This is a genomic window from Larkinella ripae, assembly GCF_054780775.1.
In genome coordinates this window covers 23,379-41,175 of the sequence record NZ_BAAGVR010000001.1, presented here as the reverse complement: position 1 = coordinate 41,175, position 17,797 = coordinate 23,379, and the positions used below count along the sequence as shown (strand labels likewise).

The window sequence follows — 17,797 nt, the reverse complement described above, 5'->3', positions numbered from 1 at the left end:
TCGCCAATTGCCCCGCTTAAATCAATTTTCAATTCTTAATTATGCCTCAAACCCTGAACGTCGCCCTGATTGGCCCCGGTAAAGTGGCGCATAACCACGCCCGGGCTACTTTGCAAACCCCCGATACCAAACTCGTTGCCATCTATGGCCGGAACCATACGCGGGCCGAAGAGTTCGCGAATCAATACCAGATTGCGGCTTATTCCGACATTTACGACATGGTCGATCGTGAGAACGTGGACATCTGCATTGTCTGCACCCCACACCCGGCCCACCGCGTAGTAACCGTAGCCGCGCTCGAAGCCGGGGCCCATGTGCTGGTGGAAAAACCGCTGGCGTCGTCGCTGGCCGACTGTGATGCCATGATCGAAGCGGCCCGGAAAGCCAACCGGCAACTTGCCACGGTGAGCCAGCGCCGGTTTTACGAACCCTGCCTGCGGATGCGCCAGACCATTGATGACGGAAAAATTGGAAAACCGGTGCTCGGCCTGGCCCAGTTGTTCGGCTGGCGGAGCGAAGAATACTACCGCAGCGACCCGTGGCGCGGTTCGTGGGAACACGAAGGAGGGGGCGTTCTGGTCAATCAGGCTCCGCACCAACTGGATCTGTTGCTCTGGTACATGGGCGAGATGGAGGAAGTATACGGCGTCTGGAAGAACCTCAACCACCCCTACATCGAGGTTGACGACACGGCGGTGGCGATTGTTCGCTTTAAAAACGGCGGCATTGGCAACGTCATCGTCAGCAATTCGCAGACGCCCGGTATTTACGGAAAAGTGCATATTCACGGCCAGAATGGCGCTTCCATTGGGGTGCAGACCGACGGCGGTTCGATGTTTATTGCCGGTATGACGTCGATTCAGGACGCGCCGTACAATGATGTCTGGTCGGTGCCGGGCGAAGCCGATAGGCAAAGCATCTGGAAGGCGGAGGATGATCGCGACTTCAACAGTGTCGATTCGTCCAGCCATTATTTTTCGCTGCAACTGGCGGATTTTGCGCAGGCCATTCGCGACGGACGACAACCGCTGGTGACGGCCGGCGATGGCCGGAAGGTGGTGGCGCTGTTTGAGGCTATTTACGAATCGACGCGCACCAATCTGCCCGTTCGATTGGGTTAGGAAACCGGGTTCAACAAAGTTCGATGCGTAGACGTTTTGGAAATAATGCACCGGATTATGAAAAAACTGACTCCACTTTTTTACGTCATCGGATTCATGGTGCTGGCCGACGGGTGCCGCAAGACACCCGCCACCAGCTCTTCGCAAGCGCCCGATCTGGGCACCCTCAGCACAACCAATCTGGGGAGCAAACGCCGACAGGGCGTCGATTTTACGGCGCAGGGCGCCACGCCAACCTGGCTGCTGGACATTGATTTTACCAAAATCATTCGGTTTCAGGCTCCGAATGGCGCGGTGCTGACGGCCGCCATACCGAAATCGCAACGGGCGCCAGACGGGAACGGCATTCTGTTTGATGCGCCCCTGATGGCCAGTCCAACCGGCTCGAACCGCCGATCTGCCGCGTCGGGCCGGCGCGACGGACGGTTGAAAATCACCATCAGTCCGGTGGTGTGCCGGGATACCCGCAGCGGCCAGTCGTATGCCTACGGCGTAACGATTGAGTCCAACGGCCAGCGGTACGGCGGTTGCGGCACGTTTCTGAACGGCACGACCCGGCTCAACAGCCAGTGGGTGCTGGAAACCTACCGGGGCCAGCGGCTTCACGCCGAACAATTTGTCAACCGGCAAATGCCGACGCTCGATATCAACCTGAAAGAGAAGCGCTTGCAGGGCTTCACGGGTTGCAACACCATGCAGGGCCAGGTGAAAGCCGAGGGTGACAACGTACGGTTTGAGTCCATTTCGACCACGCGCCGGGCCTGCCCGTATAATTTTGAAAGCGGTTTTTTGTCGGCCCTGCAAAGCGTTTCGCTCTACCGCATCAGCAACAACCGCCTGACGCTGCTGGCCGACGGCAAATACGTCATGACGTTTCGAAAAACGGCTAAAAAAGAAACCGCTGGCACCGAACCGGGCGAGCCGTAGGGCCGATCGAAAACCGGATGACTTTCTAATCCATTCCTGCATGCATTATTCCATTACCGAATACGGCCTGATCCGGCGACTCCGGGATTTCTCCGATGCGGCCAATTCGCTGACGGAATTGTATTTGCCGGATTCGGCTTTCGACGCCCTCCGCAATTTCGTAACGGAGAACGAAGCCGATGCCGTCATGCTTTTTTTTCTGCAAAAAGGCCGGGAATGCATTCGGGTGAAGAATTACGTCGGTTTGCTCGAAACCCGCGACGGCACCCAGCTCGAGATTTTGCCCAAAGCGGCCACCGTTGGACAGGCCCGCCACCTTTTGCTGCGGATGCTTCGTCACCTGCGCCACAGCCCGTTTCGGCCCGTCGAATCGGCCCGGCTGGAGGCCAACCGGCTGCCGTTGTGGGAAATTTTTATCACGCTGTTTCTGGACGAAGTAACGCCGGTGGTTACGCGGGGATTGCAAACGTTTTATGTCGCCCAGACCGCCAGCCAGCGGTTTTTGAAAGGCAAGCTGGAATTGGCCGAACAGCTTCGGCAGAACCCGTTTCATGCGGAGCGAATGGTGACCACTTTCGACGAGCAAACGGCCAATTTAGCCCCCAACCGCCTGCTCAAGTCGGCGCTGGAACGTGTGCAGCCGCGGTCCGGCACGGTAGCCAACCAAAGCCGCATCCGGCAGCTGCTCTTTGCGATGGACGACATTCCGGCTTCCGACCGGATTTCGGATGATTTGCGGAGCCTTACCGCCCAAAACCGCCTTTTTGCGCATTACCAACCCGCTTTGCGCTGGGCGGAAGCCCTGCTGACCGGCCGGGTTTTCAGCCTGACGCCGGGTCGGCACCTGACGCTGGCGCTGTTGTTTCCGATGGAGCGGGTGTTTGAGGATTACGTGGCCGCCGGTTTTCGCCGGTCAGTACCGGAGGGCGAGGTCGTCATTCAGGATTCGTCGCAACACCTGATCGACAACCACAGCGGTTTGCGGAAATTCAAATTGCGCCCGGATATTTTGCTGCGCCGGCAGGGCGTTACGACGGTTCTGGATACCAAATGGAAACGAATCGATGCCGCCCATGCCACCGGAAATTACGGCATCGATCAGGCTGATTTGTACCAGCTTTACGCCTACGGAAAAAAATACGACGCCACGGAACTGGTGCTGATTTACCCCGCCACGGAGCAGTTTCAAAAACCGCTCGACCTCTTCGGCTACGACGAAACCCTGCATTTGCGCGTCGTTCCGTTCGACCTCTCGCTGCCCCTGGACGAAGCGGTTTCTGCAATCCTGATGAAGGACGAACGATAACCGGTTTCGCAGCGCGGTTTTAAAATTCATCGTTCATCATTCATAATTCATCATTAACTTACACCCGACTTAACCTCTAAACTCCTAAATGCCACTTCTACTCACCTTCCTGGGCATTCTGGCTCTGATTTTCCTGATCGCATTTGTTAAAATCGACACCTTTATTTCGTTTGTGCTGGTATCGTTCGCCATTGGGCTGGCGTCCGGAATGGAGGTGAGTGCTGTCGGCAAATCCATTCAAACCGGCATCGGCGGAACGCTGGGCGAACTGGTTCTGATTGTCGGTTTTGGTGCGATGCTGGGCCGTTTGGTGGCCGAAAGCGGGGCTGCCATGCGGATTACGAACGTTTTAATCAAAATTTTTGGCGTCAAAAATCTCCGTTGGGGGCTGGCGCTGGCCGGTTTTATCATCGGTATTCCGCTGTTTTACAACGCCGGTTTTATTATTGTTTTTCCGCTGATCATCACGATTACCGCATCGTCGGGCCTGCCGATGATGACCGTGGCCGTTCCGATGCTGGCGGCTTTGTCGGTGGCCCACGGCTACCTGCCCCCGCACCCGTCGCCCGCGGCCATTGCCGGGCAGTTAGGGGCCAATATTGGCCGAACCCTGATTTATGGCATCATCGTGTCGATTCCGGCGATTGTGATTGCCGGGCCGATTTTTGGCAAAACGCTGACGAAATACCAGCCCCGGATTGACCGCGATCTGTTTAAAGTCCGCCAGATTCCTGAGGAAGAGCTACCGGGCGCGGGGATCAGCTTTCTGGTGGCGCTGCTGCCGGTTTTACTGCTCACGCTGACCGGCCCGCTCAAGGCGGTTTTACCGGCGGGTTCTGTGGCCAACCAATTCGTAACCCTGCTGGCCGAACCGTATATCGGGATGTTGCTGTCGGTGCTGGTGGCGGTTTATTTTCTGGGGATTCGGCGGGGGCTGACGATGAAAGCCGTCATGAAAGACCTCGAAGAAGCCATCAAAGCCGCGTCGCCGGTTTTGCTGGTCATTGCCGGAGCCGGGGCTCTGAAGCAGATTTTTATCGACAGCGGCACCAGCAAATACATCGGATTTCTGTTGCAGGGCGTCGATATTTCGCCCTTGCTGCTCGGCTGGGGCATTGCCGCCGTGATCCGGGTGTGCGTTGGTTCGGCAACGGTGGCCGGTTTGACAACCGTCGGCATTATTCTGCCCCTGATCGAGCAGAACACGAATGTCAAGCCGGAACTGATGGTGCTGGCCATTGGCTCGGGCAGCCTGATGATGTCGCACCTGAACGATGGCGGTTTTTGGTTATTCAAAGAATATTTTAACCTGAGCATCAAAGAAACGCTGCAAACCTGGACGGTGATGGAAACAATTGTTTCGATTATCGGTCTGTTCGGCGTTTTAGCCTTAAATTTGGTGGTTTAATAATGGGTATACGGTTTTCGGAATTTGCACCGTAAACTGAAAACCGTATACCGTAAACCAAAAACTGACGACAATGGAATACATGGCTCATCATTACCTGAACGCCGGCTTTGAACCGGAAAAAAATTTAAATTTCGAACAGGAATCAACTTCTGATCTCACTTCTGAAACCGCTCCTATGACGCCTGATGAAAAATTTGCCCAGCTGGGACTGACTCTGCCGCCCGCTCCGAAGCCGATGGGCGTTTATAAACCTTGCCTGATCGTTGACAAATTCGTGTATGTGTCGGGCCACGGGCCGGTGAAAAACGACGGCAGCCGCATCATTGGCCGCATCGGGGCCGAGATGAACATCGACGAAGGAAAACTGGCCGCTCAGCAGGTTGGTTTGACGATTCTGGCCACCCTGAAAGCCAAATTCGGTACGCTGAACAAAATCAAGCGCGTCATCAAAACGCTGGGGATGGTCAACGCAACGGCCGATTTTGAGCGGCATCCGTTTGTAATCAACGGCTGTAGCGAACTGTTCGTGGCGGTTTGGGGGGAAGACAACGGCGTGGGCGTGCGCTCCGCTGTGGGAATGGGCACGCTGCCGGAAAACATTCCGGTGGAAATTGAAGTGATGTTCGAGCTGGAAGACTAAAAATGGAAGACTATCGGGTTCAAAATAGTCAGTTAATTGATTCGCCGGCGCTGGTAATTTATCCCGACCGGATTGCGCGCAACATCCGGACCATGCTGGACATGGTGGCCGGGGACGCCGACAAGCTGATTCCGCACGTCAAAACGCACAAGATGGCCGAGGTGGCCCGGATGCAGGTCGAAGCGGGCATCACGAAGTTCAAGTGCGCGACCATCGCCGAAGCCGAAATGCTGGCCGACACGGGGGCGCGGCACGTACTGGTGGCGTATCAGCTCACCGGCCCGAAGCTCCACCGGTTTTGCGAATTGGTTCAAGCCTATAATTGGGTGGAATGGGCGTCGCTGATCGACAATTGGGTGTCGGCGGAGGAACTGGCCGCGGAGTTTGAGAAAACCAACCACCGGCCGATCATTTACATTGACGTGAATCTGGGGATGAACCGGACCGGCCATGCCATCGATGAAAAGTTAACGGAATTATACCGACAGTTGAAGGCCGACGAGCGGTTTGATCTGCGCGGTTTCCACGCTTACGACGGTCATTTGCACGACGCGGATGTGAGGGTCCGGCAGGAAAAGGCGGACGCCGGACTAAAACCGCTGGAAGATTTTGCCGATACGCTGGAGCAGGAAGGGGGTGCCCGGCCCGTCATCGTTGTGGGCGGAACGCCCACGTTTTCCAACCACGCCCAGCGCCCGAACGTCTGGTGCAGCCCCGGTACCTGCCTGTTGTGGGACTGGGGGTATGGGAGTCTGCTCACCGAGCAGCACTTTGAATGGGCCGCCTTGCTGCTGACGCGGGTCATTTCAAAACCGGCCCCGGGCCTTATAACAACCGATCTCGGCCACAAAGCCGTGGCCGCCGAAAATCCGTTGCCGAAACGGGTGCGGTTTTTAAACCTGCCCGACTATGAAGTTATCGGTCAGAGCGAGGAGCACCTGGTGTTGCGCGTGGCGGATTGGGAAAGCGTCCGGATTGGCGACGTGCTGTACGGCGTGCCGTACCACATTTGTCCGACCGTGGCGCTCCACGACGAAGCGCAGGTCGTTCTGGCGGGCGAGACCACCGGACGCTGGGCCATTGACGCCCGCAAACGCCGGATTACTTATTGACAAAACCGTAAACCCCAAACCTGAACCAGTACTCATGCGTACGTTTCCCATTCTTTTGCTGACTTTCATGTGGCTGGCCCTGACGCCTTCCAAACCCACGCGCGTGGTCTTTTTTGGCGATTCCATTACGCAGGCCGGTGTCAGGCCCGGTGGCTACATTACCCGCATCGGCGATATGCTGAAGCAAAACAACCTGGCGAACGAGTACGAACTGGTGGGTGCGGGGATTGGCGGCAACAAAATTTACGACCTGTTTTTACGGATGGAGGAGGATGTGCTGGCCAAACAACCCAACATCACGTTTGTGTACGTGGGCGTGAACGACGTCTGGCACAAACGGACGTTCGGCACCGGCACCGATCCCGACAAGTTTGTGAAATTTTACGATGCGGTCATTAAAAAACTGCAAGCCGCCGGAAGCAAAGTGATTCTGTGTACGCCCGCCGTGATTGGCGAAAAAACCGACTTTTCCAACGATCAGGACGGCGATTTGCAACAGTATTCCAAACTGATTCGGGATATTGCGACCAAACACAGTTTGCCCTTGTGTGATCTGCGGAAAGCGTTTCTGGATTATAACCTGAAGAACAATCCCAAAAACGACGAAAAAGGCATTCTGACCACGGATCGGGTCCACCTGAACGATGTCGGAAACCAGTTGGTGGCCGACGAAATGTACAAGTTGATGGTGAGCGCCAAGTAAGCGGTTTTGCGTTGATAGAATCCGTCCAAACCTGGAAGGTCTTGAAGACCTTCCAGGTTTCCTCTTTTATTTCCCGATGTTCAACAAACGGACCAAATACATTCTGCTGGTTCTCACGGCCCTGCTGCTGGGTTACATCGTGTACGATGCTGGCTCAGAACCGGGTATTGACGATCTGAAAGGAACATACCGGGAGGTGGGTATGTACCGGAATGAGAACAACACCGGCCCAATCATCCGGATTTATGCCGTAACGGTCAGTGATTCAACGCGCTGGGATGAAATGCGGCAGTACGGGGATCTGATGCTGTACACCAAATACGGCACGACCCGCGTTTACTTTTTTCCGGCAGGAAAACCGGCCCCGACCCGGCTTGCCCCGGACCGCCCGAATTTTGATCCGACCTACGAGCCGCATTGTCTGGCGGTGTATGAAAAAGATGCCATGAGCCAGGTGACGTTCCGGAAAAAACCGTTCAGTTCGGTTCAGGAAACGGCTGCCGAAAGACAGGCGCTGAGGGTGGGCGCAAAATAATACAGGGGGGCCACGATGCGAATCGTAACAAAGGACCCGGTTGACTGCCAGAGGGCGTTCAACCGGGTGTGCTGTTTTAAACGGTGTGGATAAAGCGGATTATTTTTCACGACAAGCGTAGGCAGGGATGAGCGGGGAGAAAGGACAGAAAGTCACTTCCCCCGGGTCGCATCTCTTTTGGCTAAAATTTACACGTCAAACGGCAGTTCGTATTCTTTCACCACCGGCTTTGACGAACGGGTTTTGACTTCCACTCTGGCTTTGAGCGGAAAGCCGAGGACCAGCGAGTTTTTGACATACTGGTCTTCGTGGGCCATCCACGAATAATTTTCCAGCAGGTATTCATTCACACCCGCTTTGTAGGCCTGATACGCCAGCCGCTCCACAAACAGGGGTTCGTAATTGATGGTGTTTCCCATGTAGAGCACCTGGATGCCGGGCCGCGATTCGTTGCCCAGTTCGGTACAGCCGAGAACGGCGATTTTCAGGGAAGAACCGTCTTCAAGGTCTTTGACGGCCCATTCGTCGATGGTTGTTTTTACATTAGCCATTGTTGTTGTTCGGTTATCGTGGAAGGATAGCCCAAAGATAAAGCGACCCGGGCGGGCAAGCCACCCGGATTTAACAACTGGCAGGAATAGGCCAATAACTGGGGCAATCGGGCTTAAACCGCGGGCGAGTCCGGCAGCATCACCCGCAGTTTTCCGGGCCAGATCTCCGCCGTAATTTCCCGGATCTTCCCCCGGTATTCGCCGTCGATCTGGAAATAAGCTTTCCGTTTGGTGATGAGGTGGACGGAGGTGGCCGGAAAAATTTCGATGTACTTGGAATCGAACGGGCGAAACTGGAAAAACATTTTCATAATTTCCCAGAACCGCAAACTGCGCATGACAACCACTTCAAACTTTCCGTCGGCCACGTCGCCTTCGGGATTGATGATGGCGCCGGTGCCGTACATCCGGGCGTTGGCCAGCACCACCATAAAAGCGGCCCGATGCACGACTTCACTGCCCGTATTGATCTGCATCCGGAGCAGGCGTCTGCGCATCAGAACCCGCAGAACACCCCGGGCGTACCCCAGTTTGCCGCGCATTTTCCCCTGCTCAAAATACTTGACCAACTGGGCGTTCATGCCGATGTCGCTCAGGTGGAGGCAATGTTCGGTGCCGTTGATGCAAATCAGGTCGATCGGTTTTTCAAGGCCGTCGACCAGGACGGCCAGGCTTTCTTCCGGCGTAGCCGGAATGTTCAGCTCTTTGGCCATGCCGTTGGCTGAACCCGCGGGGAGAATGCCCAGCGGCAGGTTGGCGTTCAGGGCGTGTTCGGCCACGAACTTGATGGTGCCATCGCCCCCCACGGCCACCAGCCGGTCGGGTTGGACCGACGCGATTCGTTCGGGGAATTTTTCGTGGTCACTTTTACCATCTAACAGAAACAGATCGGCCGAATGCGGTTGATTTTCAAAGAAATTGTGGATGCTCGCTTCCCAGGCGGATTTGTCCTGTCCGCCGGAAATCGGGTTGATGGCGAACAGAAATTTTAACTTTTTAGCTTCCGGCATGTTCCTGAATTAGTTCAATAAAATGGGTTTACGGTTTTTGGTTTACGGTGGCTGACGCAAGCTTAGGGTGAGGGCACCAGTCACCGTAAACCAAAAACCGTAAACAATAACCAATAAACAAAGAATGGAGGCAAGTGGCGGAATAAAAGATAAATTCTTGACGTGGCTGCGCATCAGCGACAGGCCCGTCGTGAAGGTCTACCGGGGCTATGTTCATCAGCAGAAGGCGGTTGTATTTGGTCATGTGTTGAGACTGAGCCCGTTACCCCGCAAAAAATACCGGCAGAACTTCTGGGTCAATACCTTTGCCCTGCTGCGCCTGTTCATGACCCGGCCGGTTGCGGGGGCGACCGTCAAGGTCAAAGGCATCGCGGACGATGTGCGGTATATTACCGAAAAAGACGGTTTTTTCCGGCTGGAATGGACGCCCGAAAAACCGCTCGAACCCGGCTGGCACCCGGTGAAAGTCGATCTGATCACAACCAATCTGGGACCGGACGACCCCATTACCACCGGCGAAGGCAAAGTGTACCAGGCTCATCCGACGCAGTACGGTTTTATTTCCGACATCGACGACACGTTTCTGATTTCCCATTCGGCCAATCTGCGGAAACGCCTGCACGTATTGCTGACCGAAAACGCTTACAGCCGCGATCCGTTCGAGGGCGTGGTGAAACACTACCAGTTGCTGGCCCGCGCCGGAACGGCCGAAAATGCCCCCAACCCGTTTTTTTACGTATCGAGCAGCGAGTGGAATCTGTACGACTATATTCTGACGTTTTGTGAAAAAAACGAGATGCCGGAAGGTGTCTACCTGCTGAGCCAGATCAAGCGGTTTCGGGAGGTCTGGAAAACCGGCCAGAACAAACACGTCACCAAGTTCGCCCGGATTGTCCGGATTCTGGAAGCGTTTCCGGAAATGCGGTTTGTGCTGCTGGGCGACGACACCCAGGAAGACCCGAACATTTACACCTCGCTGGTGTCGCACTTTCCGCAGCAGATTCGCTGCGTATATCTGCGGAGGGTTCACAAAGAAAACGAAGCCCGGACGCAGGCTTTTGTCGATCAGATCGTAGCCGCCGGGGTACCCTGCTGTTACTTTGCCAACAGCGCCGAAGCCATCCGGCATTCGGAGAAAGTCGGGCTGGTGGAAGAAACTGGAAATGAAAAAAGAGTATTATAAATATGTTTGCATACCCCGCCAGAGTTCTTCATTTTCCCAGCCAATTTCAAATCCCATTGCGTTTTTATCGACATCGGGATACTTTTTAAATAACATTGACAACTTATATAAAAAGGTATGTTTGGGATTAACAGTCTCAAGCATAAAAAGGATAATAGCAAGCGCGAAATACGTTCGATTATTTGTTACAGACTGGCTAGAAAGCCAGCTTTTTTGCGGTTTTCTGGGAATGCGAGGTTGAATACTCATAATCCGGTTCCATAAACGGCTATGGTGAGCGCATACATTACGCAAGTAGACAATACTATGTAGCCAGGAACTAAATGTCTGGTCATCAAGTCCGAAGAAGTTGGCAATTTCTCGTTTAGTGGTGCCCGGCTTCAGGTTTTTGTAAAGCATCGACAAAGAGCCGAACGAGGCTATTTCTAGGAGCATCCAACTTGGCGGTAGCGACTCTATGTATTTTCCCCGAAAAGCCTTTATGAATTGTTCGTCGCTTCGGCTATATTCTTTTGTGAGGCTAGCGAGGGTTTTAGAATGTATAACAGGATTGCTAAACAAATTTGAGTCGTTAAACCAGAAAGGGCCAAATTGGTGCGAGAGAACATAAATCATTCGTGCCCGGATAGCTACCTCAATTTTTTCCAACTCAGCAAGTACTAGCTTCCGCAGTTCCCGATCGAAGCAGTAGAGTCGGAAACCCAATTCAAATGTCGAGTCAGGCTTAAAAAAGTGTGTATTCTTATTTTCCAGTAGAGGATACCAATAACCGCTTAGTCGATAATAGCTTACCTGCGCAAGTAGATGCAATGCTTTAGCATCATCTTGGACGATCAGGCCTCTTCTTTTTAACTGATTGAGTTGATCTTGATAGGTGAGGGCGGGCTTACGATAAGGTGTTTTACTCATCGGGACAAATAAAAAGCTCACCCTAAGCGCGCTGTTCTAATGGGAAGCGGGGTGAGCATGTTGATGCAAAATTAGCTTATTATTTTAATGATTCAAATAATAATAATTTTCACCGATGACACAAATTGGAGTTTGCGCCATCCGGCATTCGGAGAAAGTCGGGCTGGTGGAGAAAGGGGAGGTGAAACAATAAAAAAATTACCGGGCGGTTTCGTACCGCAGTAACACAACGCCCGATTGCGTCGGTCTTGCTTCGTGCAACGTTAATTCAACCCGGTTTTTGAAGCCCGAGAAAAGCGGTTTTCCGGAACCCAGCAGAACGGGATGCACGGCAAGCCGGTAAACGTCGATCAGATTCAGGTCAAGGAACGTGGTAATCAGGCTGGCACCGCCGTAAAGCCAGATGTTTTTACCCGGTTTTCTTTTGATCGCTTCTACCCGCCGAAGCAGGTCGTCGCTGAGGTAAGTTACCCCGGAATCCGGTTTTGGCGTGCGGGAAAATACGTACTTCTCTTTTTCGTGGACGGTTTTCCAAAGCTTCTTTTCCGCCGGCGATGCCGTCTGATCGGGTTGGTATTGACCCCAGAGATCGTAGCTGACCCGCCCGTAAAAAATCGCGTCGATATCGGCCAGGAAATCGTCAAAAGCCATGTCTTCATCCACGATACACCAGTCGGTTTCCCCGTTGGGACCTTCGATGAAACCGTCGAGGGTAACGGCCAGATCCAGAATGATTTTTCTCACACGTTCTCCTATCTTTTCCTGCCCGCCTTTTCCAGATTCTCCTTCGCCCTGAATTCCACAATTTTGGTGATCAAATCCAGGGGGAGCGGTTTGTCCAGCGGAAACTGAACCGAGCCCTTGGCGCCTTTGTACGCGGAAAGGTCTTCCTGAAATTCCGAATGGCCCGACGGAGTCGAGTAAAAACCGATGTGGTTCTTAAAAGCCCCAAAATGAACCAGATTGCCGTTCAGCACGAAGGTCGGCATGGCGTATTTGATGGCTTCCTGCGCGTCCGGCGCGGCTGCTTTTACCGTCGCTCGGACTTGCTCCAGCAGGGTTTGAACATCGTTCGGAAAACCGGCAATGTACTCGTCGATGGTTTCGGGTTTCGCGGTCGTCATGGGTGTCTGTACGGTTGAATTTTGCGAATCTACTCAAAAAACAGCTACCGGATTTGTTCTCAGATCCGCACCGTCGGCAGGCTTCCAAAACCGCGCAGCAGCAGGTTCCGGCGCTGAACCGCCCGGGGCAGATCGGCGCGCAGGTCCGGAAATTCGTCGAGCAGCAGCTGAAACGCCTGCATCCCCTGCATCCGGGCCAGGCTGGCCCCCAGGCAAAAGTGCGAACCGTAGCCGAACGCCAGGTGCTTGTTTTTCAGACGGGTAATGTCCAGCCGGTCGGCCGAATCAAACTGGCGTTCGTCGCGGTCGGCGGACCCCAGGCAGACGTAAAGCTGCTCCCCGGCCCGAATCAGTTTGCCCGCCACTTCTGCATCCTCCAGCGCAATCCGCGACGTAATCTGAACGGGGCTGTCGTACCGCAGCATTTCCTCCACCGCCGGTTTGAGCAGTTCGGGCTGTTTCTGGAGCAATTCAAACTGGTCCGGAAAAGCCGTTAAAGCCGCAAATCCGTTGCCGATCAAATTGCGCGTCGTTTCTTCACCGGCCACAAACAGGTTGGCAATCAGCGAAATCAGGTCGTCCCGGTCCATCGGCTGGCCGTCCGCCGAGCGCTGCGCCAGCAATTTTCCGATCATCGTATCGGCCGGTTTTTGCTCATGGGCCGTGATGCAGTCGTCCACAAACGTCAGAAAATCGGCGGCTGCCCGGTTGATTTCAAGCATCTCGGCCCGCGCCAGCATCGGTTCAAAAATGGTCGCCAGCCGCTCTCCCCAGTATTTCAGCGCTTCAAGGTGGGTTTCCGGAAACCCCATCAGCCGCGAAATCACCATGACGGGCAGCGGTTTGGCAAAATCGTCGATCAGGTCGATCGCCGGTTTTGCCCGCATTCCGGCCGCCAGTTCCGCCAGCACCGACTGAACGCTTTCGGCAAAATTCAGCGTGGGCCAGAGCTTCATCACGATTTCCCGCGTCCGGCCGTGCATGGGACGGCGCAAGTACAGCAACCAGTTGTACGACGCCCGGTAGGTTGCGTACAGATCGACGGTTGCATTGTCAATGTCCAGCGTTTTATGGCGGAAATACGACGGCATGTCAATCACATCGAACCGCTTGTCCATCAAAACCGTACACACATCGGCGTAGCGCGTAACCACCCAATCGCCGGTTTTCAACTGGTGAACCGGGTCCTGTTCGCGCAGGGCTTCGTACATGGGATACGGATTGAGTCGGTTGGCCGGCGAAAAGGGCGCCCAGAGCGTCGATAAGCCCTTGCCCATCAGAGTACCTTGCGTAGCGGGTGCTTCCATCAGGAGGGATTTTGGGCGGGAAGATAGTCGTTAATCAACCAGTCGGACAGGCTGGCAATGTCGGGAATTTCCCAGAAAACCGAGGGGTCGATGGCGGTGCCGAGCCACTCTTCCAGATCGACGGCCAGCGTGACCACAAACACGGAATCAAGCCGCAAGGAGGCAAAAGGTTGATGGACGTCGATTTGGTCGGGATTTATTTTCAGTTCGGAAGCGATCCGTTTGGTAAGCCAGTCTTGAATGGTTGTTGGTGTAAGCTGATTCTCGTGCATTGCGGAAGTTAGGGTTGTTTTTCGTGACGTTGAAAGGAATCCCAGCGGTAATGTTCGGCCAGACTGTTGTCGAGAAAAGCCCGCTGGCAGGCCGAGCGCTGCACTTTCCCGCTGGTGGTTTTCAGAACCCCGTTGGGGCGCAGCAGCACCACCGAAACCGGCGTCAGGGCGTGCCGAAGGCTGATTTCGCGCAGGATCGCATACGCAATATCCTGAACGGGTGCCGTCAGCAACGCGACCCGTTTCAGTTCGTGAATGACCACCAACTGTTCCCCTTCTTCGGTGTAGACAGAAAAAGCGGCTCCGGCGTTGCTTGCCAGCGCGTCGTGACTTTGTTCTACGGTTAATTCAATGTCCTGCGGGTAATGGTTGGTGCCCCGGATGATGATCAGATCTTTCAGGCGACCCGTGACAAAAAGGCCTTCTTTTTCCCGGAAAAAACCGGCATCGCCCGTACGCAGAAACGGCCCTTCGCCGGTGCTGGTGTAGGCTGCGAAGGTTTCGGCCGTCAACTGCGGCTGGTTCCAGTACCCGTTCGTGACGCTGGGGCCCTTCGTCCAGATTTCGCCGATTTCGCCGTCCGGACCAACCTGCCCGGTTTCCGGATCGACAATCCGAAGCACACTGTCGTTCATGGGCCATCCGGAGCCGACCAGCTCGCGGGTTCCGGGCTCACCGGCGGCCCGTTCAACGATCCGGCCGGCCGTGAGCGCATCGGCATCGACGGTCAGCAAAACCGGTTGGCGATCCACGCGGCACATCGTCACGGCCAGTGTGGATTCGGCCAGACCGAAGCAGGTAAACTGGCTTTTCGGACTGAAACCGCTGGCCCGAAAAGCTTCCGTAAAGCGGTGCATCGTGGTAGCCCGGATCGGTTCGGCTGCGTTATAAATGTGCCGGACCCGGCTTAGATCCAGTTCGGCCCGCTCTTCGGGGGTGGACCGATCGATGCAAAAGTCAAAGATGAAATTTGGCGCTCCGCCGTACGTGCCGCCGTGCCGGTGAAAAGCGCGCAGCCACCGCAGCGGGCGCTGAACAACGTGAACGGGGCTGAGCAACACGGCTTTAAAACCGCAATACAACGGCTGAATGATGCCGTCGATCAGGCCCATGTCGTGAAACGAAGGCAGCCAGCAGACCGAGACGCTGGTGGCATCGTTCTGAAAGGCGTGTCTTATAAAAGCCGAATTGGCCATGATGTTGGCGTGGGTGACCATCACGCCCTTGGGCTGGCTGGTAGAGCCGGACGTATATTGCAGCAAGGCCAGGTCATCCGGTTTGGGCAGCGGAAAATCCGGCACGTCGGCGGTCGGAAGGCGGTCGGTGATGATCCAGTCGAGGGCCCGAAACCAGGCATCGTTGCCAAAGTTTTTCTGAAGCAGTTCAAAGGTTTTGGCCGTGGTCAGGCCGGTTTTGATCCCGGCGTCCTGCGTTAGAAAACCAATTTTGTCCGAACCCCGGTTTTTTCCCGGCACCGCAATCGGAACCGCCACCACGCCCGCGTACAGACAGCCCAGAAACGCTTCAATGAAATCGAGGCCCTGCGGATACACCAGTAGAAAAAGCCCGGGTTTCGCCGGACGTTCCGGCGCGGGTGAAAGCTGGGCGGCTACGGTTTTGGCGCGCGTGTGCAGGTGTTGATAGGTCAGGATGTCTTCGTCCGTTTCACCGTCTTTTACGAACACAAAAGCCGGAAGGGCAGGAGTCTGCGCAGCACGAAAGCGGACGGTTTCAACGATGGTCGTAAACGTACCAGTCATGGATAAGCAACAGGGGTATAGTCTGGTAAAGCCAGAACTAATAATACGACCGTTGCCTATGTTATCCTAAAGTAATTTATTTACTGTCGCGTAATTGGCGTTATAGTGCTATTTCAATAGGGGATAATCTAATTCCGGAATTTCGGTCTGGTGCGTTTTCTGATGATCCCATAGAGTCTGGAAAACCGGGCTGCGTCGGCGTAACTCCACAAAACTGCCTTCGTCGATGATCCGACCGTTGCCCAGAATATAAATGTAGTCGAACATCGTCAGCAGGTGAAGCCGGTGCAGGGTGGAGAGGACGGCTTTCTCCCGGAAGGTGTCGAGCATCTGGTGGTAAATCTCAAATTCCGTTTTCGAATCCACGCTGCTCGTTGGTTCGTCGAGCAGGATGATGCCACTGCTGCGGGCGGCCAGAACGCCCCGGGCCAGCGCCAGCCGCTGCTTTTGCCCTCCGGACAGGTTCACGCCTTTTTCCTGAATACTGGTTTCCAGGCCGTTGGGCAGCTGCTTCACCACGTCCGTAAACCGGGCGGTTTCGCAGGCTTGCCAGATGTCGTCTTCGCCGAACGGCAGGCCGAGCGTAATGTTATACGCAATGGTGTTCTCGAAAATTTCCGGTTCCTGGGGCATCAGCGTCACGGTGTCGGCAAGCCGGCTTAAATCCGGATAGACCTGCTCATCGACCCGCAGTTCCAGGCCGGGTTCGGGCGTATACAAACCGCGCAACAGGGTCAGCAAGGTGCTTTTGCCGCTGCCGCTTTCGCCAATGAGGGCAATGCGCTGGCCGCGCCGGATGCGAACGTTGAGGTCGTGCAAACCGGCCCGTTTGAAGCCTGCCGGGGAACTGTTTTCCGGATTGTGTTTAAAATTCAGGTGGTTGATGGCAATGGCCTGCCACTGATCGGGCAGCGTTTCGGTGGTTTCGGGCCGGTGCTGCTTTGCATACGCCTGCCCGATGCTGCGGGCCGTTTGCACGTCGGTATTGTACTGCACGATCTCGGTGTACTGAAACGCCACGTCGGTGAACACGCTGTTGAACTGGTTGATGTACCCGAGCAGTGTGACCAGTCCACCAACCAGAAAGACCGCACCGGGAACGTAATGCTGGTAAATATACCCCACCGTAATGACGCCGTAGATCAAGGCAATCATCAGGCTGGCGACAAACCATTTCCATTCGTTGATGCGGACGTGCCGCTTGAACGGCGGCAGAATCGCCATTATTTTGCCCAGCAGGCTGGCTTCCATCTGCTTTTCGAGCCGGAGCGTAATGACCGTGATGATGTTGGAGAGGCTGTCGAACAGGGTGGAGGATACATCGTGTTCGCGCTCGTTGGACTCATCGACGGCTTTGATGAACGGTTTGTCGAATTTCAGAATCAGCCAGACCGTCAGCGCGCCCAGCAGTACGCCGATGGTTCCGAAAACCGGGGAGAAGTAGACCATGGCCGCAAAGGAAAACAGGCACTTCGAGATCGTGTGCAGGTACATGAAACCGCTCTGGAAAAAGTTCTTGAGGGCATCGTTGGCCTTCCGGATCCGGTTGATGGTCGAGCCGCTGTGGTGGTTCTTGTGCCAGCTCACGGGCAGGTTGAGCGTCTGGTGGTATAGCTCGGTCAGGAAGTTGCGGCTGAGCGAAAAAGCCAGTTCGCGTTCCAGAATCCGGGCGGGCCCGTGAAAACACCATTCGACTATTTTCAGGCCCAGATAAGCCGCGGCATACCACAGAACAAGGGACGTTACGGCGGCATCCTTTTGCTGAATCGCCCCGATGAACCAGCCGAACAGCAGCGGATTCAGGGCCGCTACGAGGTTTGCCAGAATAAACAGGAAATACACAAGTAAAAACCGTCGCTTTTGGTGACGGGCATACTGCCAGGCGGTGCGGAGCAGCGCCAGGTAAGGATTTTGCATGAAGGTGGG

General features: G+C 54.9%; 18 protein-coding genes. 9 read left to right on the top strand and 9 right to left on the bottom strand.

Annotation, left to right across the window (positions count from 1 at the left end):
* The first annotated feature begins 41 nt into the window (after positions 1-41).
* The 8 genes from ACYVHX_RS00200 to ACYVHX_RS00165 all read left to right on the top strand — a co-directional run bounded on the left by ACYVHX_RS00200 (position 42) and on the right by ACYVHX_RS00165 (position 7,755).
* Positions 42-1,121, top strand: coding sequence for a Gfo/Idh/MocA family protein (locus ACYVHX_RS00200; protein WP_460669574.1), 1,080 nt, complete (start codon positions 42-44; stop codon positions 1,119-1,121).
* A gap of 57 nt (positions 1,122-1,178) precedes the next feature.
* The gene (locus tag ACYVHX_RS00195; RefSeq protein WP_460669573.1) at positions 1,179-2,048 is read left to right on the top strand and encodes an META domain-containing protein; all 870 of its coding nucleotides are present in this window, start codon (positions 1,179-1,181) and stop codon (positions 2,046-2,048) included.
* A gap of 40 nt (positions 2,049-2,088) precedes the next feature.
* Entirely contained in the window at positions 2,089-3,354 is a 1,266-nt protein-coding gene (locus ACYVHX_RS00190; RefSeq protein ID WP_460669572.1) for an McrC family protein, read from the top strand.
* A gap of 88 nt (positions 3,355-3,442) precedes the next feature.
* Positions 3,443-4,762 (top strand): gluconate:H+ symporter, encoded by a 1,320-nt coding sequence (locus ACYVHX_RS00185; RefSeq protein WP_460669571.1) that lies wholly within the window; start codon positions 3,443-3,445, stop codon positions 4,760-4,762.
* Between the two features lie 178 nt (positions 4,763-4,940).
* Positions 4,941-5,405 carry a RidA family protein gene (locus ACYVHX_RS00180; RefSeq protein WP_460669570.1) on the top strand — a complete coding sequence of 155 codons (465 nt, stop codon included), beginning with the start codon at positions 4,941-4,943 and terminating at the stop codon, positions 5,403-5,405.
* 2 nt (positions 5,406-5,407) lie between these two features.
* The gene (locus ACYVHX_RS00175) at positions 5,408-6,517 is read left to right on the top strand and encodes a D-TA family PLP-dependent enzyme (protein WP_460669569.1); all 1,110 of its coding nucleotides are present in this window, start codon (positions 5,408-5,410) and stop codon (positions 6,515-6,517) included.
* A gap of 34 nt (positions 6,518-6,551) precedes the next feature.
* Positions 6,552-7,220 carry an SGNH/GDSL hydrolase family protein gene (locus ACYVHX_RS00170; protein ID WP_460669568.1) on the top strand — a complete coding sequence of 223 codons (669 nt, stop codon included), beginning with the start codon at positions 6,552-6,554 and terminating at the stop codon, positions 7,218-7,220.
* A gap of 76 nt (positions 7,221-7,296) precedes the next feature.
* Complete coding sequence (locus tag ACYVHX_RS00165) at positions 7,297-7,755, top strand: hypothetical protein (RefSeq protein ID WP_460669567.1); 459 nt, start codon at positions 7,297-7,299, stop codon at positions 7,753-7,755.
* 188 nt (positions 7,756-7,943) lie between these two features.
* On the opposite strand, the gene ACYVHX_RS00160 is transcribed toward ACYVHX_RS00165, so the two are convergent.
* Both ACYVHX_RS00160 and ACYVHX_RS00155 read right to left on the bottom strand, forming a co-directional pair.
* Positions 7,944-8,306, bottom strand: coding sequence for a hypothetical protein (locus ACYVHX_RS00160; protein WP_460669566.1), 363 nt, complete (start codon positions 8,304-8,306; stop codon positions 7,944-7,946).
* A 113-nt stretch (positions 8,307-8,419) separates the two neighbouring features.
* Positions 8,420-9,316, bottom strand: a complete 897-nt coding sequence (locus ACYVHX_RS00155; protein WP_460669565.1) for a diacylglycerol/lipid kinase family protein — start codon at positions 9,314-9,316, stop codon at positions 8,420-8,422.
* Positions 9,317-9,473: 157 nt separating this feature from the next.
* Between ACYVHX_RS00155 and ACYVHX_RS00150 the strand changes: the two genes are divergently transcribed.
* Positions 9,474-10,499, top strand: coding sequence for an App1 family protein (locus ACYVHX_RS00150; RefSeq protein WP_460669564.1), 1,026 nt, complete (start codon positions 9,474-9,476; stop codon positions 10,497-10,499).
* Here the strand turns inward: ACYVHX_RS00150 and ACYVHX_RS00145 are convergent.
* The 7 genes from ACYVHX_RS00145 to ACYVHX_RS00115 all read right to left on the bottom strand — a co-directional run bounded on the left by ACYVHX_RS00145 (position 10,494) and on the right by ACYVHX_RS00115 (position 17,788).
* On the bottom strand, positions 10,494-11,408 hold the full coding sequence (locus ACYVHX_RS00145; protein ID WP_460669563.1) for an Abi family protein: 915 nt from the start codon (positions 11,406-11,408) through the stop codon (positions 10,494-10,496). The genes ACYVHX_RS00150 and ACYVHX_RS00145 overlap by 6 nt on opposite strands.
* A 198-nt stretch (positions 11,409-11,606) precedes the next feature.
* Positions 11,607-12,152, bottom strand: coding sequence for a dihydrofolate reductase family protein (locus ACYVHX_RS00140; RefSeq protein WP_460669562.1), 546 nt, complete (start codon positions 12,150-12,152; stop codon positions 11,607-11,609).
* Positions 12,153-12,160: 8 nt separating this feature from the next.
* Positions 12,161-12,532 carry an iron chaperone gene (locus ACYVHX_RS00135; RefSeq protein WP_460669561.1) on the bottom strand — a complete coding sequence of 124 codons (372 nt, stop codon included), beginning with the start codon at positions 12,530-12,532 and terminating at the stop codon, positions 12,161-12,163.
* Between the two features lie 59 nt (positions 12,533-12,591).
* Positions 12,592-13,839: a cytochrome P450 gene (locus ACYVHX_RS00130; protein ID WP_460669560.1), complete on the bottom strand. Its 1,248-nt coding sequence runs from the start codon at positions 13,837-13,839 to the stop codon at positions 12,592-12,594.
* Positions 13,839-14,111, bottom strand: a complete 273-nt coding sequence (locus ACYVHX_RS00125) for an acyl carrier protein (RefSeq protein WP_460669559.1) — start codon at positions 14,109-14,111, stop codon at positions 13,839-13,841. The genes ACYVHX_RS00130 and ACYVHX_RS00125 overlap by 1 nt, the downstream gene beginning before the upstream one ends.
* A gap of 8 nt (positions 14,112-14,119) precedes the next feature.
* Positions 14,120-15,871 (bottom strand): fatty acyl-AMP ligase, encoded by a 1,752-nt coding sequence (locus ACYVHX_RS00120; protein ID WP_460669558.1) that lies wholly within the window; start codon positions 15,869-15,871, stop codon positions 14,120-14,122.
* A 108-nt stretch (positions 15,872-15,979) separates the two neighbouring features.
* Positions 15,980-17,788 (bottom strand): ABC transporter ATP-binding protein, encoded by a 1,809-nt coding sequence (locus tag ACYVHX_RS00115; RefSeq protein WP_460669557.1) that lies wholly within the window; start codon positions 17,786-17,788, stop codon positions 15,980-15,982.
* Positions 17,789-17,797 lie beyond the last annotated feature (9 nt).

Coding starts and splice junctions, on each gene's coding strand:
- ACYVHX_RS00120 (WP_460669558.1), bottom strand. CDS start 15,871: ATGACTGGTACGTTTACGACCATCGTTGAAACCGTCCGCTTTCGTGCT.
- ACYVHX_RS00195 (WP_460669573.1), top strand. CDS start 1,179: ATGAAAAAACTGACTCCACTTTTTTACGTCATCGGATTCATGGTGCTG.
- ACYVHX_RS00125 (WP_460669559.1), bottom strand. CDS start 14,111: ATGCACGAGAATCAGCTTACACCAACAACCATTCAAGACTGGCTTACC.
- ACYVHX_RS00130 (WP_460669560.1), bottom strand. CDS start 13,839: ATGGAAGCACCCGCTACGCAAGGTACTCTGATGGGCAAGGGCTTATCG.
- ACYVHX_RS00165 (WP_460669567.1), top strand. CDS start 7,297: ATGTTCAACAAACGGACCAAATACATTCTGCTGGTTCTCACGGCCCTG.
- ACYVHX_RS00135 (WP_460669561.1), bottom strand. CDS start 12,532: ATGACGACCGCGAAACCCGAAACCATCGACGAGTACATTGCCGGTTTT.
- ACYVHX_RS00175 (WP_460669569.1), top strand. CDS start 5,408: ATGGAAGACTATCGGGTTCAAAATAGTCAGTTAATTGATTCGCCGGCG.
- ACYVHX_RS00185 (WP_460669571.1), top strand. CDS start 3,443: ATGCCACTTCTACTCACCTTCCTGGGCATTCTGGCTCTGATTTTCCTG.
- ACYVHX_RS00155 (WP_460669565.1), bottom strand. CDS start 9,316: ATGCCGGAAGCTAAAAAGTTAAAATTTCTGTTCGCCATCAACCCGATT.
- ACYVHX_RS00160 (WP_460669566.1), bottom strand. CDS start 8,306: ATGGCTAATGTAAAAACAACCATCGACGAATGGGCCGTCAAAGACCTT.
- ACYVHX_RS00115 (WP_460669557.1), bottom strand. CDS start 17,788: ATGCAAAATCCTTACCTGGCGCTGCTCCGCACCGCCTGGCAGTATGCC.
- ACYVHX_RS00190 (WP_460669572.1), top strand. CDS start 2,089: ATGCATTATTCCATTACCGAATACGGCCTGATCCGGCGACTCCGGGAT.
- ACYVHX_RS00145 (WP_460669563.1), bottom strand. CDS start 11,408: ATGAGTAAAACACCTTATCGTAAGCCCGCCCTCACCTATCAAGATCAA.
- ACYVHX_RS00180 (WP_460669570.1), top strand. CDS start 4,941: ATGACGCCTGATGAAAAATTTGCCCAGCTGGGACTGACTCTGCCGCCC.
- ACYVHX_RS00200 (WP_460669574.1), top strand. CDS start 42: ATGCCTCAAACCCTGAACGTCGCCCTGATTGGCCCCGGTAAAGTGGCG.
- ACYVHX_RS00170 (WP_460669568.1), top strand. CDS start 6,552: ATGCGTACGTTTCCCATTCTTTTGCTGACTTTCATGTGGCTGGCCCTG.